The sequence below is a fragment of the Mesorhizobium sp. CO1-1-7 genome (assembly GCF_020164885.1).
GTDB lineage: Bacteria > Pseudomonadota > Alphaproteobacteria > Rhizobiales > Rhizobiaceae > Mesorhizobium > Mesorhizobium australicum.
The window spans coordinates 178485-201801 of record NZ_JAIUHA010000003.1; the positions used below are offsets into that span (position 1 = coordinate 178485).

At 62.8% G+C, this 23317-nt stretch carries 19 protein-coding genes; 7 read left to right on the forward strand and 12 right to left on the reverse strand.

What is annotated here, in order from left to right; all coding sequences use genetic code 11:
* The first annotated feature begins 20 nt into the window (after positions 1-20).
* The 4 genes from LB516_RS07490 to LB516_RS07505 all read left to right on the forward strand — a co-directional run bounded on the left by LB516_RS07490 (position 21) and on the right by LB516_RS07505 (position 5512).
* The gene (locus LB516_RS07490; RefSeq protein ID WP_224719252.1) at positions 21-800 is read left to right on the forward strand and encodes an SDR family oxidoreductase; all 780 of its coding nucleotides are present in this window, start codon (positions 21-23) and stop codon (positions 798-800) included.
* A gap of 175 nt (positions 801-975) precedes the next feature.
* On the forward strand, positions 976-3300 hold the full coding sequence (locus tag LB516_RS07495; protein ID WP_224621981.1) for an NADP-dependent malic enzyme: 2325 nt from the start codon (positions 976-978) through the stop codon (positions 3298-3300).
* A gap of 193 nt (positions 3301-3493) precedes the next feature.
* The gene (locus LB516_RS07500) at positions 3494-4171 is read left to right on the forward strand and encodes an outer membrane protein (protein ID WP_224719253.1); all 678 of its coding nucleotides are present in this window, start codon (positions 3494-3496) and stop codon (positions 4169-4171) included.
* A gap of 141 nt (positions 4172-4312) precedes the next feature.
* The gene (locus tag LB516_RS07505; protein ID WP_224643588.1) at positions 4313-5512 is read left to right on the forward strand and encodes a DUF2865 domain-containing protein; all 1200 of its coding nucleotides are present in this window, start codon (positions 4313-4315) and stop codon (positions 5510-5512) included.
* On the opposite strand, the gene LB516_RS07510 is transcribed toward LB516_RS07505, so the two are convergent.
* The 6 genes from LB516_RS07510 to LB516_RS07535 form a co-directional block, all read right to left on the reverse strand.
* A complete protein-coding gene (locus LB516_RS07510) occupies positions 5430-6803 on the reverse strand; it encodes a glutamate--tRNA ligase (protein WP_015317657.1) in 1374 nt (457 codons plus the stop codon). The two genes, LB516_RS07505 and LB516_RS07510, sit on opposite strands and share 83 nt — an antisense overlap.
* 169 nt (positions 6804-6972) lie before the next feature.
* The gene (locus tag LB516_RS07515) at positions 6973-8286 is read right to left on the reverse strand and encodes a hypothetical protein (RefSeq protein ID WP_224719254.1); all 1314 of its coding nucleotides are present in this window, start codon (positions 8284-8286) and stop codon (positions 6973-6975) included.
* Between the two features lie 63 nt (positions 8287-8349).
* Positions 8350-10155 (reverse strand): ABC transporter ATP-binding protein, encoded by a 1806-nt coding sequence (locus LB516_RS07520; RefSeq protein ID WP_140716810.1) that lies wholly within the window; start codon positions 10153-10155, stop codon positions 8350-8352.
* A gap of 382 nt (positions 10156-10537) precedes the next feature.
* A complete protein-coding gene (locus LB516_RS07525) occupies positions 10538-10954 on the reverse strand; it encodes a GNAT family N-acetyltransferase (RefSeq protein ID WP_015317654.1) in 417 nt (138 codons plus the stop codon).
* A 56-nt stretch (positions 10955-11010) separates the two neighbouring features.
* The gene (locus LB516_RS07530) at positions 11011-12687 is read right to left on the reverse strand and encodes an NAD+ synthase (protein ID WP_224682560.1); all 1677 of its coding nucleotides are present in this window, start codon (positions 12685-12687) and stop codon (positions 11011-11013) included.
* 63 nt (positions 12688-12750) lie between these two features.
* Positions 12751-13467 (reverse strand): DNA-3-methyladenine glycosylase I, encoded by a 717-nt coding sequence (locus LB516_RS07535; protein ID WP_140616242.1) that lies wholly within the window; start codon positions 13465-13467, stop codon positions 12751-12753.
* A gap of 191 nt (positions 13468-13658) precedes the next feature.
* On the opposite strand from LB516_RS07535, the gene LB516_RS07540 reads away from it, so the two are divergent.
* Together LB516_RS07540 and LB516_RS07545 are read left to right on the forward strand one after the other, a co-directional pair.
* Positions 13659-14219: a DUF1003 domain-containing protein gene (locus LB516_RS07540; protein WP_015317651.1), complete on the forward strand. Its 561-nt coding sequence runs from the start codon at positions 13659-13661 to the stop codon at positions 14217-14219.
* Positions 14216-14803, forward strand: coding sequence for a DedA family protein (locus LB516_RS07545; RefSeq protein ID WP_224584803.1), 588 nt, complete (start codon positions 14216-14218; stop codon positions 14801-14803). The genes LB516_RS07540 and LB516_RS07545 overlap by 4 nt, the downstream gene beginning before the upstream one ends.
* 3 nt (positions 14804-14806) lie before the next feature.
* Here LB516_RS07545 and LB516_RS07550 read toward each other — a convergent pair whose 3' ends face one another.
* The 3 genes from LB516_RS07550 to LB516_RS07560 all read right to left on the reverse strand — a co-directional run bounded on the left by LB516_RS07550 (position 14807) and on the right by LB516_RS07560 (position 16289).
* Positions 14807-15394 (reverse strand): hemerythrin domain-containing protein, encoded by a 588-nt coding sequence (locus LB516_RS07550; protein WP_224719255.1) that lies wholly within the window; start codon positions 15392-15394, stop codon positions 14807-14809.
* A gap of 40 nt (positions 15395-15434) precedes the next feature.
* Positions 15435-15794: a diacylglycerol kinase gene (locus tag LB516_RS07555; protein WP_015317648.1), complete on the reverse strand. Its 360-nt coding sequence runs from the start codon at positions 15792-15794 to the stop codon at positions 15435-15437.
* Positions 15795-15872: 78 nt separating this feature from the next.
* Positions 15873-16289: a GFA family protein gene (locus tag LB516_RS07560; RefSeq protein WP_015317647.1), complete on the reverse strand. Its 417-nt coding sequence runs from the start codon at positions 16287-16289 to the stop codon at positions 15873-15875.
* Between the two features lie 397 nt (positions 16290-16686).
* Between LB516_RS07560 and LB516_RS07565 the strand changes: the two genes are divergently transcribed.
* Complete coding sequence (locus tag LB516_RS07565; protein ID WP_224719256.1) at positions 16687-17757, forward strand: GGDEF domain-containing protein; 1071 nt, start codon at positions 16687-16689, stop codon at positions 17755-17757.
* 114 nt (positions 17758-17871) lie between these two features.
* On the opposite strand, the gene LB516_RS07570 is transcribed toward LB516_RS07565, so the two are convergent.
* The 3 genes from LB516_RS07570 to LB516_RS07580 form a co-directional block, all read right to left on the reverse strand.
* Positions 17872-19245 (reverse strand): class II 3-deoxy-7-phosphoheptulonate synthase, encoded by a 1374-nt coding sequence (locus LB516_RS07570; RefSeq protein ID WP_224719257.1) that lies wholly within the window; start codon positions 19243-19245, stop codon positions 17872-17874.
* A gap of 159 nt (positions 19246-19404) precedes the next feature.
* Positions 19405-22902, reverse strand: a complete 3498-nt coding sequence (mfd, locus tag LB516_RS07575) for a transcription-repair coupling factor (protein ID WP_140716792.1) — start codon at positions 22900-22902, stop codon at positions 19405-19407.
* Positions 22903-22973: 71 nt separating this feature from the next.
* A complete protein-coding gene (locus LB516_RS07580; protein ID WP_140616224.1) occupies positions 22974-23261 on the reverse strand; it encodes a succinate dehydrogenase assembly factor 2 in 288 nt (95 codons plus the stop codon).
* Positions 23262-23317 lie beyond the last annotated feature (56 nt).

Sequence of the window (23317 nt, forward strand, 5' to 3'; positions counted from 1 at the left end):
AATCAAAGGAGAAAATCGTCATGGATCTCGGTATCCGCGGAAAGAAGGCCATCGTCTGCGCTTCGAGCAAGGGGCTTGGCCGTGGCTGCGCCATGGCGCTGGCCGAGGCGGGCTGCGACATCGTCGTCAATGGGCGCAATGCGGAGCTGGTCGCGAAAACCGCCGCGGAACTGCGCCAGCGCCATGGCGTGACGGTGACGGAAGTGGTCGGCGACGTTTCTAAGCCGGAGATACAGAAAGCGCTGCTCGCCGCCTGTCCGGAACCCGACATCCTCGTCAACAACAATGGCGGACCGCCATTGCGCGATTTCCGCGAACTCGATCGCGGAAAAATCCTCGAAGGCGTGACCCAGAACATGGTGACGCCGATCGAACTGGTGCAGGCGGTCATTGACGGCATGGCTGCGCGCGGCTTCGGGCGCATCGTCAACATCACCTCGCTATCGGTCTACGTCCCCATACCCGGCCTCGACCTGTCATCGGGCGCGCGCGCCGGCCTGACCTCGTTTCTCGCCGGCGTGGCGCGCACGGTGATCGAGCGCAACGTGACCATCAACAGTCTCTTGCCCGGCAAGCTCGACACTGACCGACTGCGCGGCCCGCATGAGGCTGGCACGCCAGAGGATCCCAAGGCGGCCGTGGCGCGCAAGACCCGCATCAGTGCCGACGTGCCGGCCAAACGGCTCGGCACGCCGGAGGAATTCGGCCAGATCTGCGCCTTCCTCTGCTCGGTCCATGCCGGCTACCTGACCGGGCAGAATATACCCGTCGATGGCGGTCTCTACGTCAGCGCTTTCTGACCGAAATGTCGGCAAAGCGGCGCGAAACATCCGGCATGTAACAGCCGTAAGTGTCTGACATCTAGAGATTTTCGATGCGCTGGCGCTTAAAGATGCCGGCGCGTCAATTAGCGTCGCGAAAAACCTTGGCCTCATGCTAAAAGGACTCCCGAAGCAGGTTTCGAGGAGCGGCCGCATGGAAGGCGAGAACAAGAAAACGGCACGTTCGGACCTCGACGAAGCCGCGCTCTATTTCCACAAGCACCCGACGCCGGGAAAGCTAGAGATCCAGGCGACCAAGCCGCTCGGCAACCAGCGCGACCTGGCGCTCGCTTATTCGCCCGGCGTCGCCGCCCCTTGCCTCGAAATCCGCGACAATCCGGCGACTGCCGCCGACTACACGGCGCGCGCCAACCTGGTCGGTGTCGTATCAAACGGCTCGGCCGTGCTCGGCCTCGGCAATATCGGGCCGCTCGCCTCCAAGCCGGTGATGGAGGGCAAGGCGGTCCTGTTCAAGAAGTTCGCCGGCATCGACGTCTTCGACATCGAGATCGACGCGCCGGAAATCGAGCGCATGGTCGAAACCGTCGCCGCTCTGGAGCCGACCTTCGGCGGCATCAACCTCGAGGACATCAAGGCGCCGGAGTGTTTCGAGGTCGAGGAACGCCTGAAGGTTCGCATGAGCATACCGGTGTTCCATGACGATCAGCACGGGACCGCCATCATCGTTGCCGCTGCCGTGCTCAACGGGCTGGAATTCGCCGGCAAGACCATTTCGGACATCAAGGTCGTCACCTCCGGCGCGGGTGCTGCCGCACTAGCCTGTCTCAATCTTCTCGTTTCCCTCGGCGTGCGCGTCGAAAACATCTGGGTCACCGACCGGTTCGGCGTCGCTTACAAGGGCCGTGTCGACGAGATGGACCGTTGGAAAGACCCTTATGTGAAGGACACCGACGCGCGCACCCTGGCCGACGTCATAACGGGCGCCGATGTTTTCCTCGGTCTCTCCGCCGCCGGCGTGCTGAAGCCGGAACTGCTGCAACACATGGCACCGAAGCCGCTGATCCTGGCGCTGGCCAATCCCAATCCGGAGATCATGCCGGAAGTGGCGCGCGCGGCCCGTCCAGACGCCATGATCTGCACCGGACGGTCCGATTTTCCCAATCAGGTCAACAACGTGCTTTGCTTCCCCTACATCTTCAGGGGTGCGCTCGACTGCGGCGCCAGCGCCATCAACGAGGAGATGAAGATGGCGGCGGTGCGGGCCATCGCCGCCCTTGCCCGCGAAGAGCCTTCCGATGTCGCCGCGCGCGCCTATTCCAGCGAGACGCCGGTCTTCGGACCCGAATTCCTGATCCCCTCGCCCTTCGATCCGCGCCTCATCCTGCGCATTGCGCCGGCGGTGGCCAAGGCAGCCTGCGACACCGGTGTGGCGACACGGCCGATCACCGACTTCGCCGCCTATATCGACAAGCTCAACCGTTTCGTCTTCCGCTCCGGCCTGGTGATGAAGCCGGTGTTCTCTTCCGCCAAGGCCTCCAGCGCCAAGCGCGTCATCTACGCCGACGGCGAGGACGAGCGCGTACTGCGTGCCGCCCAGGTTGTGCTTGAGGAAGGCATCGCCGAGCCGATCCTGATCGGCCGCCCGCACGTCATCGAGGTCAGGCTGAAGCGCTATGGCCTGCGTATCAAGCCCGGGGTCGATTTCGGCCTGATCAACCCGGAGGACGATCCGCGCTACCGCCACTATGTCGACCTCCTGATCGAACTCGCCGGCCGCCGCGGCGTGACGACGGAGGCCGCGCGTACCATGGTGCGCACCGACAACACGGTGATCGCCGCACTTGCGCTGAAGCGCGGCGATGCCGACGCCATGGTCTGCGGCCTCGAAGGCCGTTTCGAGCGGCATCTGCGCAATGTGACGCTGATCATAGGGCCGCGCACCGGCATCAAGGACCGGGACCTGTCCACGCTATCCATGCTGATCTCGCAACGCGGCATCATCTTCCTTACCGACACCCACGTCTCCGTCGACCCGACGGCCGACGAGATCGCCGAGATGACCGTGCTGGCGGCGGAAGAAATCCAGCGTTTCGGCATCGAGCCGAAGGCGGCACTCTTGTCGCATTCGGATTTCGGCTCGCGCGATTCGCCGAGCGCGCTGAAGATGCGTCAGGCCGCGGCGATTCTGGCGCGCATCGCGCCGGAGCTGCAGTGCGACGGCGAAATGCACGCCGATTCCGCTTTGTCGGAGCATCTGCGCCAGCGCGTCTATCCGCATTCGCGCCTGAAGGGCGAAGCCAATCTCCTGGTGTTCCCGAACCTCGATTCGGCCAACATCACGCTGACGGCGCTGCGGGCCATGATGGATGCCTTGCATGTCGGCCCCATCCTTCTCGGCACCGACAAGCCGGCGCACATATTGACACCCTCGGTGACCTCGCGCGGCGTCGTCAACATGACGGCGCTGGCGGTGGTCGAAGCCGCGCACAAGGCCCAGGCGATCGCCAATCTGGACTGAACCGGCGGTCGCGATCGGATTGATCCGGCCCCGATTGAGGTGTGGTGGCGACGCGCCACGGACCGCATTGGCGGGATCGAATGTTGCGAACCGACAACTCTTAACCGAGTAATCCGGCATCGGACGAATGCGGATTTCTCGGACCGGGTCAATTTGATATGGTCACACCGTCTGATCGGGCGGTGAAAATGTCATGAGAGCCCTGTTGCTCGCTTCGGCAATGCTGACTGTGATTGGCGGACAGGCGTTCGCCGCCGACGCCGTCGGGCTGGGCCCGGCCGCGCATGACTGGTCCGGCGTCTATGTCGGCGGGCATCTCGGCTATGGTTTCGGCAAAACCGACGCGACCTACAACCTGCCAAACACGCCAGCGATCCGGGGCACGCAGGACTACGACATCGACGGCTTTCTGGGCGGTGTCCAGATCGGCTACAATTACCAGGTCAATTCCGCGGTTCTGGGGATCGAGGCCGATATTTCGGGCGCCGATATCAAGGGGCATTCCGACGAGGTCAATGTCGGCGGAGGCGATGTCTACGACACCAAGGTGGATTGGTTCGGATCGATCAGCGCCAGGGCAGGCTATGCGTTCGGCAGCACCCTTGTCTACGGGACCGGCGGCCTCGCTATCGGAGGTGTCGAGAACCGGTATCTCGATGGCCCCGCCGACAGCTATTCCGAAAAGAACACCAAAATTGGCTGGACGATTGGCGCAGGGCTGGAGCAGGCAATCACCGATCATTGGTCGGCAAATGCCGAATACCGATATGTCGACCTGCGGGATCAGACGATCAACTACGCGCCCAACTCCAATACGACTTTCGACAACACGTTCAGTACGGTCAGGATCGGGATGAACTACAAGTTCTGACGGCCCACCCTGCCATTGCCGGACTGATTGGCACATAGAATGCGCGCGGCTTTTCAGCCGGCAACTAAGCAACTTCCGAAATGGACGATTAACCGCGAACGGGGTAGCCTTGGCGACCACAGGCAAGCGGGATCGAGGCGGATGGCGAGCGGAGGTTTGAAGCAGGCGCATGCTGCCGTGCTGCTTGGCCTTCTGCTGTCCGGCACGGTGGTCAGCGAGCCGCAGGCCGCTTCGCGGGTCTGCCGTCAACTGGAGGCCGAGCTCGCCGCGGCTTCGCGTGGCGGCGGCGGTCCGGCAATGATCCGCAAATACGATGCGGCCATCGACCGGCAGCGCGAACAGATCTCCAAGGCCCGCAGCCAGGCGGACAATGCCGGTTGCGGGTTTTCACTGTTTTCCCGCAACATCAATCGATGCGCTGGGCTCAACGCCACCATCGAGCGCATGAGCGCCAATCTCGACAGTCTGCAGGCCAAGCGCGCCCAACTCGCCGGCGGCCGTTCACGCCGCGACCGGGGCCATATCCTGGCGGCGCTCGATGCCAATGACTGTCGTGACGATGCGGTGTCCCCCCGCCGCGCGCCTCCGCAGGAAGCGAATCGTGAAGATGGAGGCAATGCCAATCTCTTCGACCAGCTTTTCGGCGGCGACGACCGCCAGATCGATACATTGGACCAGCCTGACAATTCCGGCGAGGAACGCGATGTCGGCCGCGTTCTGAACCAGCCCGGCAGTCCGGACGTTGCGAGCAGCGGCGGCGAATTCCACACCAGTTGCGTGCGCACTTGCGACGGCTATTTCTTCCCCATGTCGAATGCCGCCTCGGCCGGCGATTTCGAGCGCGACCAGAAGAATTGCGAATCGGCCTGCCCCGGCACCGAGATGCAGGTCTTCTATTCGCGCGGCATGGACGATGATTCGGCATCGATGATGTCATCGGTCACCGGCAGGCCCTACGGCGAATTGCCGACCGCCTATCTCTACAAGCAGCCCGACATGTCGCGGCCGCCCGCGTGCGGCTGCAACGCCGCGCAGAATTTCCAGATCATTGGCGGCAACTCGCCAAGCCCCCAACAGTCACAGCCCGAACCGGAAGCGGCACCGCTCGTTCCGGTGCCGGCCTTAAAGCCCGATCCGGGTGCCGACCCGGAGACCCTGGCCAACAGGGACGGCGGGCTCGACCGTGAGGCCATCAAGCGCCTCTCGGCCAAGCCTGTGACATCGCCGGTTTCTGCCGTGCCTCCGGACCAGCGCAAGGTCAGGGTCGTCGGGCCAACGTTCCTTCCCGACCCATCAGGGGCAATAGATCTGCAAGCTCCGGCCCCGAAGGCAGTCCAGTAAGGGCAAGCCTGAGCGGCATGAACAGCGCCTTGCCCTTGCGGCCGGTCGCTTCCCTGATCTTGCCGGTCCAATCCTTCCAGACCGTCCCGTTCCACGGCTCCTCAGGCAGGAGATCGAGCGCCTGGTGCAGAAAATCGCGGTCGTCGTCGGAAAAGTCGGGCTTCTCCCGCGGCCCTTCGCGCAGGACGCGCCACCAGGCAACCGCATCGGCCAGTCGGTCGAGATTGCCGCGCACCGCCAGCCAGAATGGTTCGGCCTGTTCGCCGGAAATGCCCAGCACCATCAGCCGGTCCCGCGCCTCGTCGAACGGCATGTGATGCAGCAGCACCCGGTTGAGCACGAACAATTCGGCCGGATCGAACTTGGAGGACGATTTCGAGGTCGCGGCCGGGTCGAAATGGCCGGCGAGTTCGGTCAGGTCATGCGCGGCCGCGACATTCTCCGACGTGCCGACCAGTACGGCCAGCGAAGCGACGGCCATCGGCTCGATGCCGTCTTCACGCAGGCTCTCGATGGAAAGTGCGCCGGTGCGCTTCGACAGCCCCTCGCCCGAGACGGTGGTCAGGAGATTGTGGTGGCCGAAGACGGGCGGCTCGGCACCCAGCGCCTTGAACAGGGCGATTTGCACGCCGGTGTTGGTGACATGATCGTCGCCGCGGATGACATGGCTGACACCCATCTCCATGTCGTCGACGACGGAGGGCAGCGTGTAGAGATAGGTGCCGTCCTCACGCACCAGCACCGGATCGGACAGCGAGGCCAGATCCACCATCTCCTCGCCACGCACCAAATCGTCCCAGCGGATCTCGGTGCGCTCCGGCTGCAGCGGATCGCCGGAGAAATTGGGCAGCAGGAAACGCCAGTGGGGCCGGCGTCCATCGGCCTGATATTCGGCCACCTGCTCTGTCGTCAGCGCCAATGCCTCGCGGCCATAGACCGGCGGCAGGCCCCGCGTGCGGCGCACCTTGCGCCTGAGATCGAGTTCTTCCGGCGTTTCGTAGCAGGCGTAAAGAACGCCCGCCGCCTTCAGCCGCTCCACCGCCGCGTCATAGATTTCGAAGCGCCGCGACTGATACTCGGTGGCATCCGGGAAAATGCCCAGCCAGTGCAGGTCGTAAAGGATGGCGTCGGCGAATTCCTGCTTCGAGCGAGCGATGTCGGTGTCGTCGAAGCGCTGGATGAAGCGGCCCTTGTTGTTGAGGGCAAACAGCCAGTTGAACAGAGCGGTGCGCGCATTGCCGATGTGGATGCGGCCGGTCGGTGACGGGGCGAAACGAACGGTAACTGTCATGAGCGGGGCGTACCGGATGCCTTTATGATTGACAAGATGCGCCCCCGCGCCGTGCCGCAGACATAGAACATGGCGGCTGGAATGAAAAGACCGGGCCGGCAGGCGGCGCAAGGCCCGCCGTGAGAGGGCAAGCAGCCGGCGGAGCCGACGAATAGGTGGTTGACGACGATCAGCGGCCGAAGTCGTCTGAACTCAAGCGGGTCCAGCGGTCGCCCATCAAGCCGCCGATAGCGATGTCGCCGGAACGGACCGCTTGCGTGACCTCGGCGATTCGCGAGCGAACCATCGTCCCGCCGGCATAGCGGAAGAAGACATTCCTGTAGCCGAAGAGGTGAGGCATGAACTTGCCCTGTGTCTGCCCGGTGATGCCTGCGCAGCCCATATCCCGCGCTGCCGCGACGAGGCCGTCCAGCGTCGCGCCCCAGTGGTGTCCGGAAGCCTGGATTTGCAGCAGGACCGCCATGTCTCCGACTTGGCCGTAAAAGGCATAGCAACCGAGCATTTTGCCTGCCTCATCGTAAGTCCCGCCGAAATGAAGTGGTCCGTCGGCCCGCTTCTCGGCCGCCAGCGCGAGCAGCCGCGGCAGTTCGCCGTCCTTCCAACTCGGCCGAAGAGCGTAATCGGAGAGAAGGGTCGGCAGCCGCTCGGCAAACTGCGCGGCATTGATCGGCTCGGCATGGACCCGATGCGACGATGAAGCCTGGAAAGGCGATCCGAACCTTCGCTTCGCGACAGCGTCGAATGCTCTCGCGCAGGGTTCGAGTGCCAAGCGAGGCAGGCCGGGCCATTTACGGTGCAGCGCGGCGGCGGCCATCGCGGCTGGCCGGAAGATGCAGGTCCATCCCAGGCAGTGGACCGGCAGGAGCTGGTATTTCATCGGTCGCGCGAAGGCCAGGGAGACCCGGTTGGCCGAATCCGTCAGTTGCAGATCGAATTCGCCTTGGTGCAAGGCGCGCAGCAATTGCGGTCCTGCCGAGCCATCGTCGGCGCCAGTGTCGGCCATGAACGGACCGATGATCGCCGCATTCAATCCAGCGCCGTTGAACTCGTAACGGGCTTTCAGGACGCCGAGGAACCCGCCCAGATCCCCCTGCCGGTTGATCTGGACAAGAGCGCTGCTCGCACCGGGCTGGCCGGCGGGGTCAAGATAGATCTTTCTCATGTATTCGGCCGTCTCCTCGATAGCGCGATCGAGGAGGTGACGCCGGCGGCGGCGAAACTTCGTCAGGAAGAGTGCCGCGACGCGCTCGAGATCTTCGGCGGCGAGTGGCCGAACCGAGCCGTGCTGGGAGTCCAGCACCGACGGGGCGGTCACCTTTTGCGCGCCGGCATTTGCGGAAACGAGATGCATCGTAAACACCGAACAGGTTGCTTTTGCAGAGTACAGCAACCAAAAGTGGAAACAACGAATCTCGGCCGGTAACGTAAACAGACGTCCCGCACTCGGGACTTTGGCTTCGCGCTGCGATTGCGAGCGCCACATGGCTCGCCGGCTTATGGCAACCGATAGAGGTGGCCCCCGGCAGGAGCCGGAGGCCACCTCGGATCACATCACGAGGCCCTTGGTAAGTTCCAGCGCCTGGCGCTCGAACAGGCGGCGGTAGATGCCGCCCTTCAGCCGGATCAACTCGTCATGCGAGCCTTCCTCGACGATCTTGCCGCGATCGAAGACCAGCAGCCTGTCGAGCGCCCGCACCGTCGAAAGCCGATGCGCGATGACCAGTGTCGTGCGGCCGACCATCAGCCGTTCCATCGCCTGCTGGATGAGCACCTCCGATTCCGAATCGAGGCTCGACGTCGCCTCGTCCAGGATCAGGATCCGCGCATCGGCCAGGAAAGCGCGGGCGATCGCCACGCGCTGGCGCTCGCCGCCCGACAGTTTCACGCCACGTTCGCCGACCAGCGTGCCATAGCCCTTCGGCAGGCTGGTGATGAAGTCGTGCGCGCTCGCCAGCCTGGCGGCATGCTCGATCTCCCCCTGCGTCGCGCTTGGCCTGGCATAGGCGATGTTTTCGGCCAGCGACCGGTGGAACAGGATCGGTTCCTGCTGAACGATGGCGATCTGGCCGCGCAGCGACGCCTGGGCGACCTGTGAGATATCCTGGCCATCGATCACGATCTTTCCCGCATTCACGTCATAGAGCCGCTGGATGAGCTTGACGAATGTGGTCTTGCCCGAACCCGAGTGACCGACGAGCCCGACACGCTCGCCCGGCGCGATATCCACCGAAAAGTCACGGTAGAGCGGCGACCGGTGATTGCCGTAGTGAAAGGTGACGTTGTCGAAGGCGATGTGGCCCTGCGTGATGGCAATCGGTTCGGCGCCGGGCCTGTCTTCGATGCCGAGCGGTTCGGACTGGAAATCGACCAGTTCCTCCATGTCGTTGATCGAACGCTGCAAATTGCGGATATGCGTGCCGATATCGCGCAAATAGCCTTGCAGCACGAAGAACGAGGTCAGCACGAAAGCGACATCGCCGGCGCTCGCCTGCCCCCACGACCACAGCATCAGCGCCAGGCCGATCACGGCGGCCCGCATGACCAGCAGCAGCGCCCCTTGGGTGGTGCCGTTGATGGTGCCGCGCACCCAGGTGCGCCGCGTGCGCTCGCGCCATTTGGCGACCACCCTGGCCAGGCGGCGCTCTTCGCGCGTCTCGGCGCCAAAGCCCTTGACCACGGCATTGCAGCTGACCGCGTCGGCCAGCGAGCCGCCGAGGCGCGTGTCCCAGGTGTTCGCAAGCCTTGCCGCGGGCGCGACATAGCCAAGCGACAACATGGCCGTCACCGTGATGAACAGCAGGGAGCCGGCCGCGACGACCACGCCCATCAGCGGCCAGAACCAGCCGAGCAGCAGCGTCGAGCCGGCGAGCATGACCACCGACGGCAGCAGCGCGATCAGGATCGTGTCGTTGAGCAGGTCGAGCGCCCACATGCCGCGCGTCACCTTGCGCACCGTCGAGCCGGCAAACGAGTTGGCATGCCAGTCGGTCGAAAAGCGCTGAACGCGATGGAAGGCGTCGGCCGCGATGTCGGCCATCATCTTGAGTGTCAGCTCCACGATGCCCATGAAGGCAAGATTGCGCAACACGACGCCAGTCAGCGCCAGCGCCATCAAGAAGAAAAATGCCGTCATCGCGGCGTTCCAGGCAATGGCATCCGCTCCGGCGCTGCTGGCGACAGCATCGACCAGCCGACCGGAGTAGAGCGGCGTCAGCACGTCGGCCAGCGTCGACAGCAGGAAACCGCCAATGATGAGCGAGAGCCGCCAAGGCTGACGCCGCCAATGGGTAAGTGTGAAGCCAAGAACGCTGCGAAAGGCGCTCGCGCGCAAATCGATCTTGAAACGAGCCATGATGTCATTCGGGCGCAAAACGAGCCCGATCCCAAATAAAGGTCGAAGGTTGAAAAACCGCGCCGGGGCGAATTGCCCATGAATGCGGAGGTTCGGCGTTGGTCGCCTGCCCATGGGCGGCGACCGGCAGCGGCAAATGCCTTTTCTACGCCCGGTATGGTTCCGATACTTCGGAACACCGGCGCAGACCTAGGCCTCGCGGCCTCGCATAACGATGTCAAATCCTGGCATTCGGTCCTCCCTGAAGGGAATCGCGGAAAGGCTCTTATAGGGGTGCTTCGATTGCGCGCCAAGGCAAGCCATGGCCAAAAGCATCTCTGGCCCAGCCGATGAGGCGATTTTGCAACAGTCGCTATCCCTGCCTATCGCCGTCGCACGTCGTTCACCCGGCATGCGGCGCACGATCGAGGCGCATGTATCGCCCATCCATCGATGCCTTGAAACCCAGCTTTTCATAGACCCCATGCGCGTCGCTGGTCGACAGGCTCCAATGCGAGACGGTGCTGAGTTCAGGATGGTCGATGAGTGCCCGCACCAGCCGCAAGCCGACGCCCTGCCCGCGATGCACGGGCCAGACGATGATATCCGCGAGATAGGCGAATACCGTGCGGTCGGTGATCGCCCTGCCGAAACCGACCTGTTTGCCAGCGATGTAGGCGGCGGCGCAGAACGAGTTGGCAAAGGCCCGGCGATGGAACTCGTCGCTGCGTCCAGCTCCCCAGTAGCTTTCCATCAACAGGTCGGAGGTCGCACGAAAGTCGATCCGTGAGAGGTCGAAGCTGATTTCACAGTCGGGCATGCTGGTATCCCTATCCCGCCATGCCGCGTATTTTCGTCCAGCAGACGAACTGCGCTTCAGCCACGATCCCTGAAACGATTGGTGATGGGATAGCGGCGGTCGCGGCCAAAATTCTTCCTGGTGATCTTCACACCCGGTGCCGCCTGCCTGCGCTTGTACTCGGCGATGTAGAGCAGGTGTTCGATGCGCGCCACCGTCGCCCGGTCATGGCCGCGCGAGACGATGTCGTCGACGCCCATCTCGTTCTCGACCAGGCATTCGAGGATGTCGTCCAGCACCGGATAGGGCGGCAGCGAATCCTGGTCGGTCTGGTTGTCGCGCAATTCGGCCGATGGCGCCTTGTCGATGATGTTCTTCGGGATCACCTCGCCCGAAGGCCCGAGCGCACCCGGCGGCACATGGCTGTTGCGCCAGCGCGAGAGCGCGTAGACCTGCATCTTGTAAAGGTCCTTGATCGGATTGAAGCCGCCATTCATGTCGCCGTAGAGGGTGGCGTAGCCGACCGACATCTCGCTCTTGTTGCCCGTAGTGACGACCATCGAGCCGAATTTGTTGGAGATTGCCATCAGGATGGTGCCGCGCGCGCGGCTCTGCAAATTCTCCTCGGTGATGCCTTCCTTGGTGCCTTCGAACAATTGCGTCAGCGCATGCAAAAAGCCTTCGACGGGCTCGAAGATCGGCACGATGTCATAGCGGCAGCCGAGGGCGCGGGCGCAGTCCTCGGCGTCCTTGAGGGAATCCTTCGAAGTGTAGCGATAAGGCATCATGACGGCACGCAGCCGTTCCTCGCCCAGCGCATCGACGGCCAATGCGGCACAGATCGCGGAATCGATGCCGCCGGAAAGGCCAAGCACCACATTCTTGAAGCCGTTTTTGTTGACGTAATCGCGCAGGCCGAGCATGCAGGCGCGGTAGTCGGCCTCCTCCTTGTCCGGGATTTTCGACATCGGTCCTTCCGAACAGACCCAGCCATCATCGGTACGTTTCCAGGTGGTGACGTCCACCGCATCCTCGAACTGACTCATCTGGAAGGCGAGCGTCTTGTCCGCCCCGATAGCGAAGGAGGCGCCGTCGAAGATCAGCTCGTCCTGGCCGCCGAGCTGGTTGGCATAGATCATCGGCAGGCCGCATTCGATGACTTGCTTGATCACGACCTGGTGGCGAACGTCGATCTTGGCGCGATAATAGGGCGACCCGTTCGGCACCAGCAGGATTTCCGCGCCGCTTTCGGCCAGCGTCTCGCAGACCGCGACGTCGCCCCAGATGTCCTCGCAGATCGGTATGCCGATGCGCACGCCGCGGAAGTTGACCGGTCCCTGGATCTCGGGCCCGGCCTGGAAGACGCGCTTCTCGTCGAATTCGCCGTAATTGGGCAGGTCGAGCTTGTAGCGTTCGGCGATGATCTTGCCGCCATCGGCGAAGACGATGGAATTATGCGTGCCGCTCTTGCGCTTCAGCGGCGTGCCGATGATGACGCCGGGACCGCCATCGGCGGTGTCCGCGGCAAAATCCTGTGCTGCCCGCTCGCATGCCTTGAGGAAGGCCGGCTTGAGCACCAGATCCTCCGGCGGATAGCCGGCGAGGAAAAGCTCGGTATAGAGCACGAGATCGGCGCCCTGGCGGGCGGCATCCGCCCTCGCCTCGCGCGCCTTGGCGAGGTTGCCGGCGACGTCGCCGACAGTCGGGTTGAGCTGGGCGATGGCGATACGCAGTATGTCGAGCTTCTTGGTCATGCTGCTGACTTAGCGCGGCGGAATTCACCTCGCAATGACGTTCGTTTGGACCAATTCAGCCCGTCAATCGTCGCCCATATACGCGCGCAGCGATTGCGGAGAGTGGTTTTCGCCGATCGACATGGCCAGGATGCGCGAGAGATGCCGGCGCGGCAGCCCTGTCTCGTCGGCCCATCGGTTGATCTGGACCTGGATCTTGTCGAGGTCCTTCTTCGATGTCGGGTTGTCCGCGATGTCGAGGCCCGCGTCGCGAAGGGCTGCCGCCATGTCGGCCGAAATGACGAAAGCATCCCAGCCCAGCCAGCGCAAAAAATACTGGCCGGTGTTGCCGCCGAGCCGGCTGCCATGCTTGCCGAGATAGGCCATCAGCCCGACCTGGTCATCGGCGGGCCATTCGGCGAGAAAATTGCCGAAGCCGCCATGTTCCCGGGACACGCGCTCGACGAAGGCGGCGTTGTCGCGAACGGACCTGATCTTCTGCGGATTGCGCACGATGCGCTGGTCCGAGGCCAGATCGTGCCAGAAATCGTCGGGTTGGAACAAAAGCCGTTTCGGCTCGAAGCGCAGGAACGCTTCCTCGAAACCGGGCCATTTCTGCTCGATGACGCGCCAGACGAAACCGGCGGCAAAGACGCGCTCGGCCATGGTCGAAAGGATGCGGGCGTCGGCAATGTCGGCGACGGCGGCATTGTCGGGTATCGGACCCAACAGCGAGGTCAGTTCCGCCTCACCGCCCTTGCGATTTGCCGCGCGAGCCCGAATTTTCTTGAAGTCGGCCATCGGTCCCCCTCGGTTCGCCTCAATCTAGCACTTCCCGCCCCGGCCGGCAGCCTCTACCTCTAATGCATGTCGCCCAAAAGTGACCTCGGTTTTGGGAAGACGACATGCATAAAAGCAAAAACCTAAAGCGCGTCGCCTCAATCCGCTTCGACGCGACGCGCTTTAGCGCAGCAAAGCGCTTGGAGACGGCCATGAACAAGACCATCGACGACCTGGCGAACCGTTGGCTGAAGCGGAAGCCGGATGGGCTGAGCCAGTTGGAAAACCGCGTGCTGCAAAGCACCATCGAGCGTACCACCATCACCAGGGACACCAACAAGGCCGTCGCTTTCCACCAGACTTTTGGCGACCGCCTTGCCGATACGATCGCCCGCATCGGCGGCTCCTGGTCGTTCATCCTGACCTTCATCGCCTTCCTGATCGTGTGGACATCAGCCAATGTCTGGCTGTTGTCGCGCGATGCATTCGACCCCTACCCCTTCATCTTCCTCAACCTCGTCCTGTCGATGGTCGCCGCATTGCAGGCGCCGGTGATCATGATGGCGCAGAACCGCCAGACCGAACGCGACCGCATCGATGCCGCCCATGATTACGAGGTCAATCTGAAGGCCGAGATCGAGATCATGGCGCTGCATGAGAAGCTGGACGAACTGCGCCACAGCCAGATCATCGGCATGCGCGACGAAATCGTGCGGCTGGCCGAACTGGTCAAGCGGATCGACGAAAGACTGTCACAGCAGTCGGCCTCATGACCGAAGCGATCCACCATTTCATCGAGCAATACGGGTTGCTGGCGGTTTTTCTCGGCTGCGTGGCCGAAGGCGAAAGTGCCGCTATCCTGGGAGGTTTTTTCGCCCACCAGCATGTTTTCGTGCTGTGGCATGCCTTCGTCGCGGCAGCGCTGGGCGCCTTCGCTGGCGACACCTTTTTCTTCATCCTCGGCAGAAGTTTCGCCGATAATCGCCATGTCGTCAGGCTGCGCCGGCGGCCTGGCTTTCGCCGCGCCTACCGCCTGCTCAACACCCATCCCAACATCTTCGTGCTGTCGAACCGCTATGTCTACGGCATGCGCCTGGTCGGCGGCATCGCGGCCGGCCTTTCGACCATAGCGGCGCCGCGCTTCGTCATCCTCAACGCCATTTCCTCGGTCATCTGGGCGGTCCTGTTCAGCACGATCGGCTATGTCTTCGGGTTGGGAGCCGAACAGTTGATTGGCCAGGCGCTGATGCGGCACGAGCGGCTGTTCGTCGGGCTCGGCATCGGCCTTGCCGTGGCCGTGCTTGCCTGGTTTGTCGCCCGCCATGTCGCCAAGCGGGAGCGCGACAAGGAGTTTTGACCGTTAGTTGATGCCGAGCGCCTGGTCCCCCCGATCGAGGATGAGCGGGATGATCAGGTCCTCCTCATCGGCCAGATGCCGGTTCAGCATCGCGATCAGACGGTTGTTTTCGTCGGCATAGGCATCGGCGGCGAAGCGCTGCTTGTCCTCACTCTCCTGAAGTGTACGGATGAACGCGTTCGCCGCCTCGGCGTTGCGCTCCAATCCTACATGGATGGTGTGGTGGTCGGCATCGAGAATCTCGAAACCGCGCTTCAGACGGGGCTCCGCCTTGGTGAAGGCCGGGAAATACTGGTAATCCTCGACATTGTGGTGGCCGTCGAGATGCCCGAGAAAATGGTTGAGGCGCGGCGCGAACCAGCGCGCGAAATCGGGGGCCGTCAGTCTGCCCTCGCGATAGTTGCCAATACCGCCGGTGAGCATGCCGCCGAGTTCGCGGAACATGTCGTGCCGCTGCAGCCACATATTGGCCATGCCGTGAATGTTGGCGTGAGCCTGCCAGTTTTCGCGGGGATATTTGTCGGCCAGCCAGCGCAGGTCGTCCGGCAGGCCCAGGCGTTCGAGAAGCGATGAATTCGTGACCTCTGCCATGAAGGTCTCCTTTGGTGACCGTCATATAGGCATCAAAGCTTCAGATCGGCACCCCCGTTATGCGCTCGATGAGAGCGATGCCCCAGACGCCACCGGCAATCACCACAGAAATCAGCACCGCCAGCGAGCCGCAATCCTTGGCGAGCTGGATATCGATATGGAATTCACGAGAAATTGCGTCGCACGCCGCCTCGATGCCCGTGTTCAGCACTTCGACCATGATCAAGAGGAGCACCGCGCCGATCAGCAGCGCGTAACCGCGCCACGACACCGAAACGAACCAGCCAGCGGGCAAGGCCAGCACCAGCAGCATCAGTTCCTGCTGGAAAGCCTTCTCGCTAACCGCAAGCTTGCGAAATGCCCGCACCGAATTGATAAAAGCATCGATCAGCCGCTGCATGCCAAGGCCCCTCTCGGAATCACCGGCCCGGGATAAAGCAATGCCCCGATCAATGGAATAAGGCGGATCGTCCAAATTTCATTCGGCTACCGGTATGGCCGGTGTCGACTTTTCAAACTGCGGCAGCCCATCGTCGATCGAATAATAGTCGCCCTTGTCGCCGACGAAGATATGACATTCGCCCTCGAGCGCTGTCGGCTTGTCGAACGATCCCGCCATGACCGAGATATGGTCTTGGTCCATTGCCTTCCAGAACAGCAGCGACCCGCATGTCTTGCAAAAGCCGCGCCTGGCGAAGCCGGACGCTTCATACCAGGTGATGCTTTCCGTGCCTTCGATCACGATGTCGGTATCGGCAACATTGGTCGCGGCATAGAAATGCCCGCTCTGTTTGCGGCATTGCGAACAATGGCAGTAGACGACGCCACGCAGTGCCCCACTTGTCCGGAAGCGGACCGCTCCGCACAGGCATGATCCCTGGTGACTCTCCCGCACTGGGTTTCTCCCCTAAACTGTAGTCTGACGAAGGCACCAGCATTCCAGCTTTGCGGCCGTCATGCGTAAGCAATTGCGACATCTGTTGTTGTGGAAAATCCGAAGTTCAGTTTCGCTCAGCCAGATCGGTACGCGAATTTGCATGCAACGCCGCCAATCAGCGCTGCCTGGAGGTTGATAGTCTGGTTGGACGCATGCAGCCTGATGTAGCGAAAAGGCGTGAGTTCTGCCGATTAAGGAAACTTTAGCGCTACTGCATCTATGGTGATCTCCATCGAAGGTCGCGTGTGGGGACGCGCCTTTTCGTGTGTCGGCTTCGAATGGGTGGCGTCCCCGCGTCAGCGATGATGGATATGCGCCAAGTTCAGGCGCGTTCCCAAGGGAAGAGCGAACAACCATGCAGCCGGCGGCCACCCTGACCGAACGAAACACTGAGATCGCAAGCACCGTCGTGGCCACCATGCGCCAGCTTGGCGTGCTCGGCCTGCCGCGCAACTACGAGATCTTCTATGAGGCCCTGAGCGGCACCAACCGCGAGCTCGGTCTTGCCGTCCTGTCGCTGAGCAGCCGGCCGACGCAGGATGAGCTGGATCAGATCGGGCGCGCTTTCTTTGCCCATAATCATGGCCCCGGCATCATCGAGCATGCCCGGGACGTCATCGCCAAGGAGCTTGAGGAGGTCGCGTCGCTTCTGCGCAGCGAGCGCAGCCATATCGAAAAATACGGCAGGATCCTCGACGAGACATCCAGTGGCCTGAGCAACCGCAGCCTTCTCTCCCAGGATCTTCTGCAAAAGATCGCCAACGCAATGACGATCGCAACCAATTCGACGATCGACCACGGCCGGCAGGTCGCCTCGACGCTCAGCGACAAGACGGCGGAGCTTGAGAGCGTCAAGTCGAAGCTCGAGGAATACAAGCGGCTGGCCGATACGGATCCGTTGACCCAGATCTGGAATCGTCGCGCTTTCGACAAGGAAATCACCAGGATCTACAACAGCAACAAGGGTATTCTGTTCAATGCCCTTGTCCTTGTCGACATCGACCGGTTCAAGGACATTAATGACCGCTATGGCCATCCTGTCGGCGACAAGATCATCCAGATCATCGCCGAGATTTTGCAGACCAGCATCCGCGGCGACATGTTCGTCGCCCGAACCGGCGGCGAGGAGTTCGCGCTGATCATCGAGGGCGCCAGCGAGGACGCAACCTACGAGATCGCGGAACGCATTCGCGCCCTGATCGAGCAGACGCCGTTCACCAGCAGCCAGACCGGCATGAATTACGGCACCGTGACGGTATCGATGGGCATCTGCATGGCATCAGAGGCCGAAGGCCCCGAAGACCTCTACACCAAGGCGGATCGGGCGCTCTACCGCTCCAAGGTCAGCGGGCGCAACCGCGTCACCAGGCATTCAGCCATGGCAGGGCGCGCCGGCAAAAGCTGGCTGCTTTACAAGAAAGACTGAGGCTTTCGCTTTTGCCGGTTGCGCCGACACGGTCGGAAGCACAAACCGAAGTTGCAATAAAAAAGGCGCCGGTTTCCCAGGCGCCTTTCCTTTATCGGTTCCAATTGGCCGAGATCAGCCGTTCGCGACCTGCTTGTGCTGCACCGGATGGCTCTTCTTCAACAGGTCCGAGACCAGGAAGGCCAGTTCGATCGCCTGGTCGGCGTTGAGACGCGGATCGCAATGGGTGTGATAGCGGTCCTGCAACTCCTCGGCGGTGATGGCACGGGCGCCACCGGTGCATTCGGTGACGTTCTTGCCGGTCATCTCAACATGGATGCCGCCCGGATGCGTTCCTTCGGCGCGGTGCACCTCGAAGAAGGTCTGCACCTCCTTCAGGATGCGGTCGAAGGGCCGTGTCTTGTAGCCGGCCGCCTCGATCGTGTTGCCATGCATCGGATCCGACGACCAGACCACGCTGCGGCCCTCCTTCTGCACAGCGCGCACCAGCTTCGGCAGATGGTCGGCAACCTTGTCCGAACCGAAGCGGGCGATCAGCGTCAGCCGGCCCGGCTCGTTCTCGGGGTTCAGCAGGTCGATCAGTTCCAGGAGGCCGTCCGGCGTCAGCGACGGACCGCATTTCAGGCCGAGCGGGTTCTTGATGCCGCGGCAATATTCGACATGGGCGTGGTCGGGTTGACGCGTGCGGTCGCCGATCCAGATCATGTGACCCGACGTGGCGTACCAGTCGCCCGAGGTCGAATCGACACGGGTCAGCGCCTCCTCGTAGCCGAGCAGCAGGGCCTCGTGGCTGGTGTAGAAGTCGGTTTCGCGCAGCGCGAAATTGGTTTCGGACGTAATGCCGACCGCGCGCATGAAATCCATCGTCTCGGTGATGCGGTTGGCAAGCGACTCGTATTTCTCGCCCTGCGGGCTGTCGGAGACGAAGCCGAGCATCCAGCGATGCACATTCTCCAGGCTGGCATAACCGCCCTGCGCGAAGGCACGCAGGAGGTTGAGCGTGGCCGCCGACTGGCGGTAGGCCATTTCCTGGCGGGCGGGATCGGGAATGCGCGACTTCTGGTCGAACTCGATGCCGTTGATGATGTCGCCGCGATAGCTCGGCAGCGTCACCTCGCCCTTGGTCTCGTTGTCGGACGAGCGCGGCTTGGCGAACTGGCCGGCGACACGGCCAACCTTCACCACGGGCTGCGCACCGGCGAAGGTCAGCACCACGGACATCTGCAGGAAGACGCGGAAGAAGTCGCGTATGTTGTCGGCGCCATGCTCGGCAAAACTCTCCGCGCAATCACCACCCTGGAGCAGGAAGGCTTCGCCGGCGGCAACCGCCGCCAACTGCTTCTTCAGCTTGCGCGCCTCGCCGGCAAAGACCAGCGGCGGGAAGGTGGCGAGTTGGGCTTCCGTGTTCTTCAGCGCGGCAAGGTCCGGATAGGCGGGAACTTGCTTGATCGGCTTTGCTCTCCACGAATTCGGCGACCATTTCATCATCGTTGCACCCAAACGCTCTTTCCAGCGGACACCCTCGCCCGCCATTTCCCGCCCCAAACTGGGGTGGCGGCTCCATACACGAAGCCGATTTCCTATTCTAGACCGGAATTTCGGTGCTGGCGAATGGCTGACGCGCCCTGGACGGCCCGAAAGGCGAGATCAGGCTGCCTTCTCCACCAGTCGCGCCAGCTGCGTCATGACCACGGCCGAGCCCGCCAGACGCTTCTCCGCCGTCGGCCAGTCGCGGATGAAGACCACGCTATGGTCGGCCCTGATCTTGGCCAGCGAACCCTGCTCGCCAATATACTTGACCAGCCCGACCGGGTTCGAGAACTCGCGCTTGCGGAAATGGATGACGATACCCTTCGGCCCGGCATCGAGCTTCTCGACATTGGCCTTGCGGCACAGCGCCTTGATGAAGACGATCTTGAGGAGATGTTTCACTTCCTCCGGCAACGGGCCGAAACGGTCGATCAGTTCGGCGCCGAAGGCGTCGATCTCCTCGGTGTTTTCGAGATCGCCGAGACGGCGGTAAAGCGCCAGCCTGAGCTGTAGGTCCGGCACGTAGCCTTCCGGGATCATCACCGCCGTGCCGACGGCGATCTGCGGCGACCATCCGCCATCCTGCACCTCGCCGGAATCCTTCACCTCGGCGACCGCTTCCTCCAGCATCTGCTGGTAGAGCTCGAAACCGACCTCCTTGATGTGCCCGGACTGTTCCTCCCCCAGCAGGTTGCCGGCGCCCCTGATATCCAGGTCATGGCTGGCGAGCTGGAAACCGGCGCCGAGCGTGTCGAGCGACTGCAGTACCTTCAGACGGCGCTCGGCAGTGTCGGTGAGCTTGCGGTTGGCCGGCAGGGTGAACAGCGCATAGGCGCGCACCTTCGAGCGCCCGACGCGGCCGCGCAACTGATAGAGCTGCGACAGGCCGAACATGTCGGCGCGGTGGATGATCAGCGTGTTTGCGGTCGGGATGTCGAGTCCGGATTCGACGATGGTCGTCGACAAAAGCACATCGTACTGGCCGTCGTAGAACGCGTTCATGATGTCGTCGAGTTCGCCCGGTGGCATCTGCCCATGCGCCACCGCTACCTTCAGCTCAGGAACAGATTCCTTCAGGAAATCATGGATTTCCGCCAGATCGCTGATACGCGGAACGACATAGAAGGAATGGCCCCCTCGGTAGCGCTCGCGCAACAACGTCTCGCGAATGACCAGCGGGTCGAAGGGCGAGATGAAGGTGCGCACCGCCATGCGGTCGACCGGTGGCGTGGCGATCAGCGACAGTTCGCGCACGCCCGTCAGCGCCAGTTGCAGCGTGCGCGGGATCGGCGTCGCCGACAGGGTCAGAACATGGACGTCGGTCTTCAGGTCCTTCAGCCGTTCCTTATGCTTGACGCCAAAATGCTGCTCCTCGTCGATGATCAGCAGGCCGAGATTCTTGAACGAAATCGCGGAGCCCAGCAGCGCATGGGTGCCGATAACGATATCGACCTGCCCTTCGGCAATGCCCTTCTTGGTCTCCGCTAATTCCTTTGAGCCCACCAGCCGTGACGCCTGGGCGACACGGATGGGAAGCCCTGAGAAACGCTGCGAGAATGTCTTGAAATGCTGACGCGACAACAGGGTCGTCGGCACCACCACCGCGACCTGAAACCCTTCCATCGCCGCGATAAAGGCGGCGCGCAGCGCCACTTCGGTCTTGCCGAAGCCGACATCGCCGCAGATCAGCCGGTCCATCGGCCTGCCCGCGCCGAGATCGTCACGTACCGAGTCGATGGCCGTCTGCTGGTCGTCGGTTTCCTCGTAAGGGAACCGGGCGGCGAACTCGTCATAGAGGCCTTCGGCCGGCACCAGGGCCGGTGCGGCCCGCATCTGCCGCTCGGCGGCGATGCGGATCAGTTGTCCGGCCATGTCGAGCAGGCGCCGCTTCAGCTTCGCCTTGCGCGACTGCCAGGCGCCGCCGCCCAGCTTGTCCAGCGTCGCTTCGGCCGTGTCGGAGCCATAGCGCGACAGCAGCTCGATGTTTTCCACCGGCAGGAACAGCCGGTCGTCGCCGGCATAGTGGATTTCCAGGCAGTCATGCGGCGCGCCAACCGCCTCAATGGTGCGCAGGCCGATGAAACGACCAATGCCATGGTCGGCATGGACGACAATATCGCCGGCCGACAAGGCCGAGGCTTCGGCAATGAAGTCGGACGCGCGCTTCTTGCGCTTCGAACGCCGGATCAGCCGGTCGCCCAGAATGTCCTGTTCGGCGACGACAACCAGCTTTTCAGTCTCGAAGCCGGATTCCAGTGGCAAAACCGCCAATGCGGCCTGTCCGGGCTCGAGCTGTTCGGCCTCCGCCAGCGTCTCGACCTGCTTAAGATTGCCGAGATGGTGCTCGGCCAGGATCTGGCCAAGGCGGTCGAGCGAGCCCTCGGTCCAGCCAGCGATAATGACGCGGCGGCGCGCCGCGCGCTCGTCGGCTATGTGCCGGACGACGACATCGAAGACATTGACGTTCGGATCGGCTCGCTCCTCGACGAAGCTGCGGCCATGGCGCGAGCCGGCGTGGAAGACTTTCTTGCTCCCCAGGTCCGGCGCGTCGAACACGCTAAAGTCGATGTCTTCGCGCTCGCCAAGCGAAGCCTTCAAATTCTCCGGCGAGAGATAGAGCAGATCCGGCGCCACCGGCTTGTAGGGGACCGCATCCTTGAGCGCCGCGTCAGCCTGCTTTTTGCGCGCCTCGTAGTGATCGAGGATCAGCGTATGGCGCTCGGCCAGCGCCTCATGTGCCAGATGGTCGAAAACCACGGGTGCGTCGTGCAGGTAATCGAACACCGTCTCCAGTCGCTCGTAGAAGAACGGCAGCCAATGCTCCATGCCCGCGAAGCGCCGGCCCTCGCTGACCGCCGCATAGAGGCCGTCGTCACGCTGGGGCGCGCCGAAAGCCTCGATATAAGAGCGGCGGAAGCGGCTGATGGTTTCGGGCGTCAGCGCCACCTCGCTCATCGCCTGAAGCGCCATCGACTTGCGCTGGCCGGTGGTGCGCTGCGTGGCGGCATCGAAGACGCGGATCGATTCCAGCGTGTCGCCGAAGAAATCAAGCCTCAGCGCCTCGCTCCAGCCGGGCGCAAAGAGGTCGAGAATGCCGCCGCGCACCGCGAATTCGCCGATGCCGCGCACGGTCGGCACCCGCTCGAATCCCGACGTCTCCAGCCGCGCGATCAGCGCATTCATGTCGATCTGGTTGCCGGGCCTGGCGTGGAAGGTTTGGGCCTCGACAAGCTCCGCGGGCGGAATGCGCTGCAGCAGCGCATTGGCGGTGGTGAGAATTACGGCACGGTGCGGTTTCTTCGCCAGTGCGATCATGGCGGTCAGCGCATCGAGGCGCTTGGCGGCGGCATCCGAACCGGGCGAGACACGGTCGTATGGCAGGCAGTCCCAGGCAGGCAGTTCTAGCACAGGCAGGCCCGGCGCGACGAAGGACAGCGCCTCGATGATCGAAGGCAGGCGCTGGCCGTCGCGGGCCACGAACAGCACCGGCTTGTCGGGCGCGATCTCGAGCGCCGTCTGCACCAGCGCGAAAGCCTCGTAGCCGTCCGCGACACCGTCGACGATGAACTGGCCGGCGCGGCCCTTCGGCAAACCAATGGTGGGAATGAGAGCCATCAAATCACGGTCTTGTTTGTCGCAATTCCCATGGGAAAACCGCTGCGCACTTTTCCTGGAATTGCTTGTGTTCAGAAAGTCATGGTCCGGCGGGACGCCAGGATTTTTTGCAGGACGGCACAGTCGATCTCCGCCGGCACCGGGCGTTCGCCCGTAACCAGCGGCAGGAATTCCGTGTCGGCAATATCGAGGAGCCTCTCATATTGGTCGATTTCCTCGGTGGTCAAGGTGCCGATCTCGGCATCGGCGAAGGTGCCGAGGATGAGGTCCATCTCGCGCATGCCGCGATGCCAGGAACGGAACAACAGCTTGCGGCGATGGGCGTCCAGCCCCTCGCTTGATCGTTTCGTTCCGGTCATTGTGCCGCATCCTCGCTTCAAGCGGCGCATATAGCGTGGATAGTGGGCGCTGTCAG

What these genes read in the sequence shown, in the direction of transcription:
- LB516_RS07570 (WP_224719257.1), bottom strand. Translation starts at nt 19,245, where the DNA reads ATGATGAAATGGTCGCCGAATTCGTGGAGAGCAAAGCCGATCAAGCAA.
- LB516_RS07520 (WP_140716810.1), bottom strand. Translation starts at nt 10,155, where the DNA reads ATGGCTCGTTTCAAGATCGATTTGCGCGCGAGCGCCTTTCGCAGCGTT.
- LB516_RS07505 (WP_224643588.1), top strand. Translation starts at nt 4,313, where the DNA reads ATGGCGAGCGGAGGTTTGAAGCAGGCGCATGCTGCCGTGCTGCTTGGC.
- LB516_RS07510 (WP_015317657.1), bottom strand. Translation starts at nt 6,803, where the DNA reads ATGACAGTTACCGTTCGTTTCGCCCCGTCACCGACCGGCCGCATCCAC.
- LB516_RS07525 (WP_015317654.1), bottom strand. Translation starts at nt 10,954, where the DNA reads ATGCCCGACTGTGAAATCAGCTTCGACCTCTCACGGATCGACTTTCGT.
- LB516_RS07530 (WP_224682560.1), bottom strand. Translation starts at nt 12,687, where the DNA reads ATGACCAAGAAGCTCGACATACTGCGTATCGCCATCGCCCAGCTCAAC.
- LB516_RS07565 (WP_224719256.1), top strand. Translation starts at nt 16,687, where the DNA reads ATGCAGCCGGCGGCCACCCTGACCGAACGAAACACTGAGATCGCAAGC.
- LB516_RS07535 (WP_140616242.1), bottom strand. Translation starts at nt 13,467, where the DNA reads ATGGCCGACTTCAAGAAAATTCGGGCTCGCGCGGCAAATCGCAAGGGC.
- LB516_RS07555 (WP_015317648.1), bottom strand. Translation starts at nt 15,794, where the DNA reads ATGCAGCGGCTGATCGATGCTTTTATCAATTCGGTGCGGGCATTTCGC.
- LB516_RS07545 (WP_224584803.1), top strand. Translation starts at nt 14,216, where the DNA reads ATGACCGAAGCGATCCACCATTTCATCGAGCAATACGGGTTGCTGGCG.
- LB516_RS07490 (WP_224719252.1), top strand. Translation starts at nt 21, where the DNA reads ATGGATCTCGGTATCCGCGGAAAGAAGGCCATCGTCTGCGCTTCGAGC.
- LB516_RS07550 (WP_224719255.1), bottom strand. Translation starts at nt 15,394, where the DNA reads ATGGCAGAGGTCACGAATTCATCGCTTCTCGAACGCCTGGGCCTGCCG.
- LB516_RS07495 (WP_224621981.1), top strand. Translation starts at nt 976, where the DNA reads ATGGAAGGCGAGAACAAGAAAACGGCACGTTCGGACCTCGACGAAGCC.
- mfd (WP_140716792.1), bottom strand. Translation starts at nt 22,902, where the DNA reads ATGGCTCTCATTCCCACCATTGGTTTGCCGAAGGGCCGCGCCGGCCAG.
- LB516_RS07515 (WP_224719254.1), bottom strand. Translation starts at nt 8,286, where the DNA reads ATGTGGCGCTCGCAATCGCAGCGCGAAGCCAAAGTCCCGAGTGCGGGA.
- LB516_RS07580 (WP_140616224.1), bottom strand. Translation starts at nt 23,261, where the DNA reads ATGACCGGAACGAAACGATCAAGCGAGGGGCTGGACGCCCATCGCCGC.
- LB516_RS07540 (WP_015317651.1), top strand. Translation starts at nt 13,659, where the DNA reads ATGAACAAGACCATCGACGACCTGGCGAACCGTTGGCTGAAGCGGAAG.
- LB516_RS07500 (WP_224719253.1), top strand. Translation starts at nt 3,494, where the DNA reads ATGAGAGCCCTGTTGCTCGCTTCGGCAATGCTGACTGTGATTGGCGGA.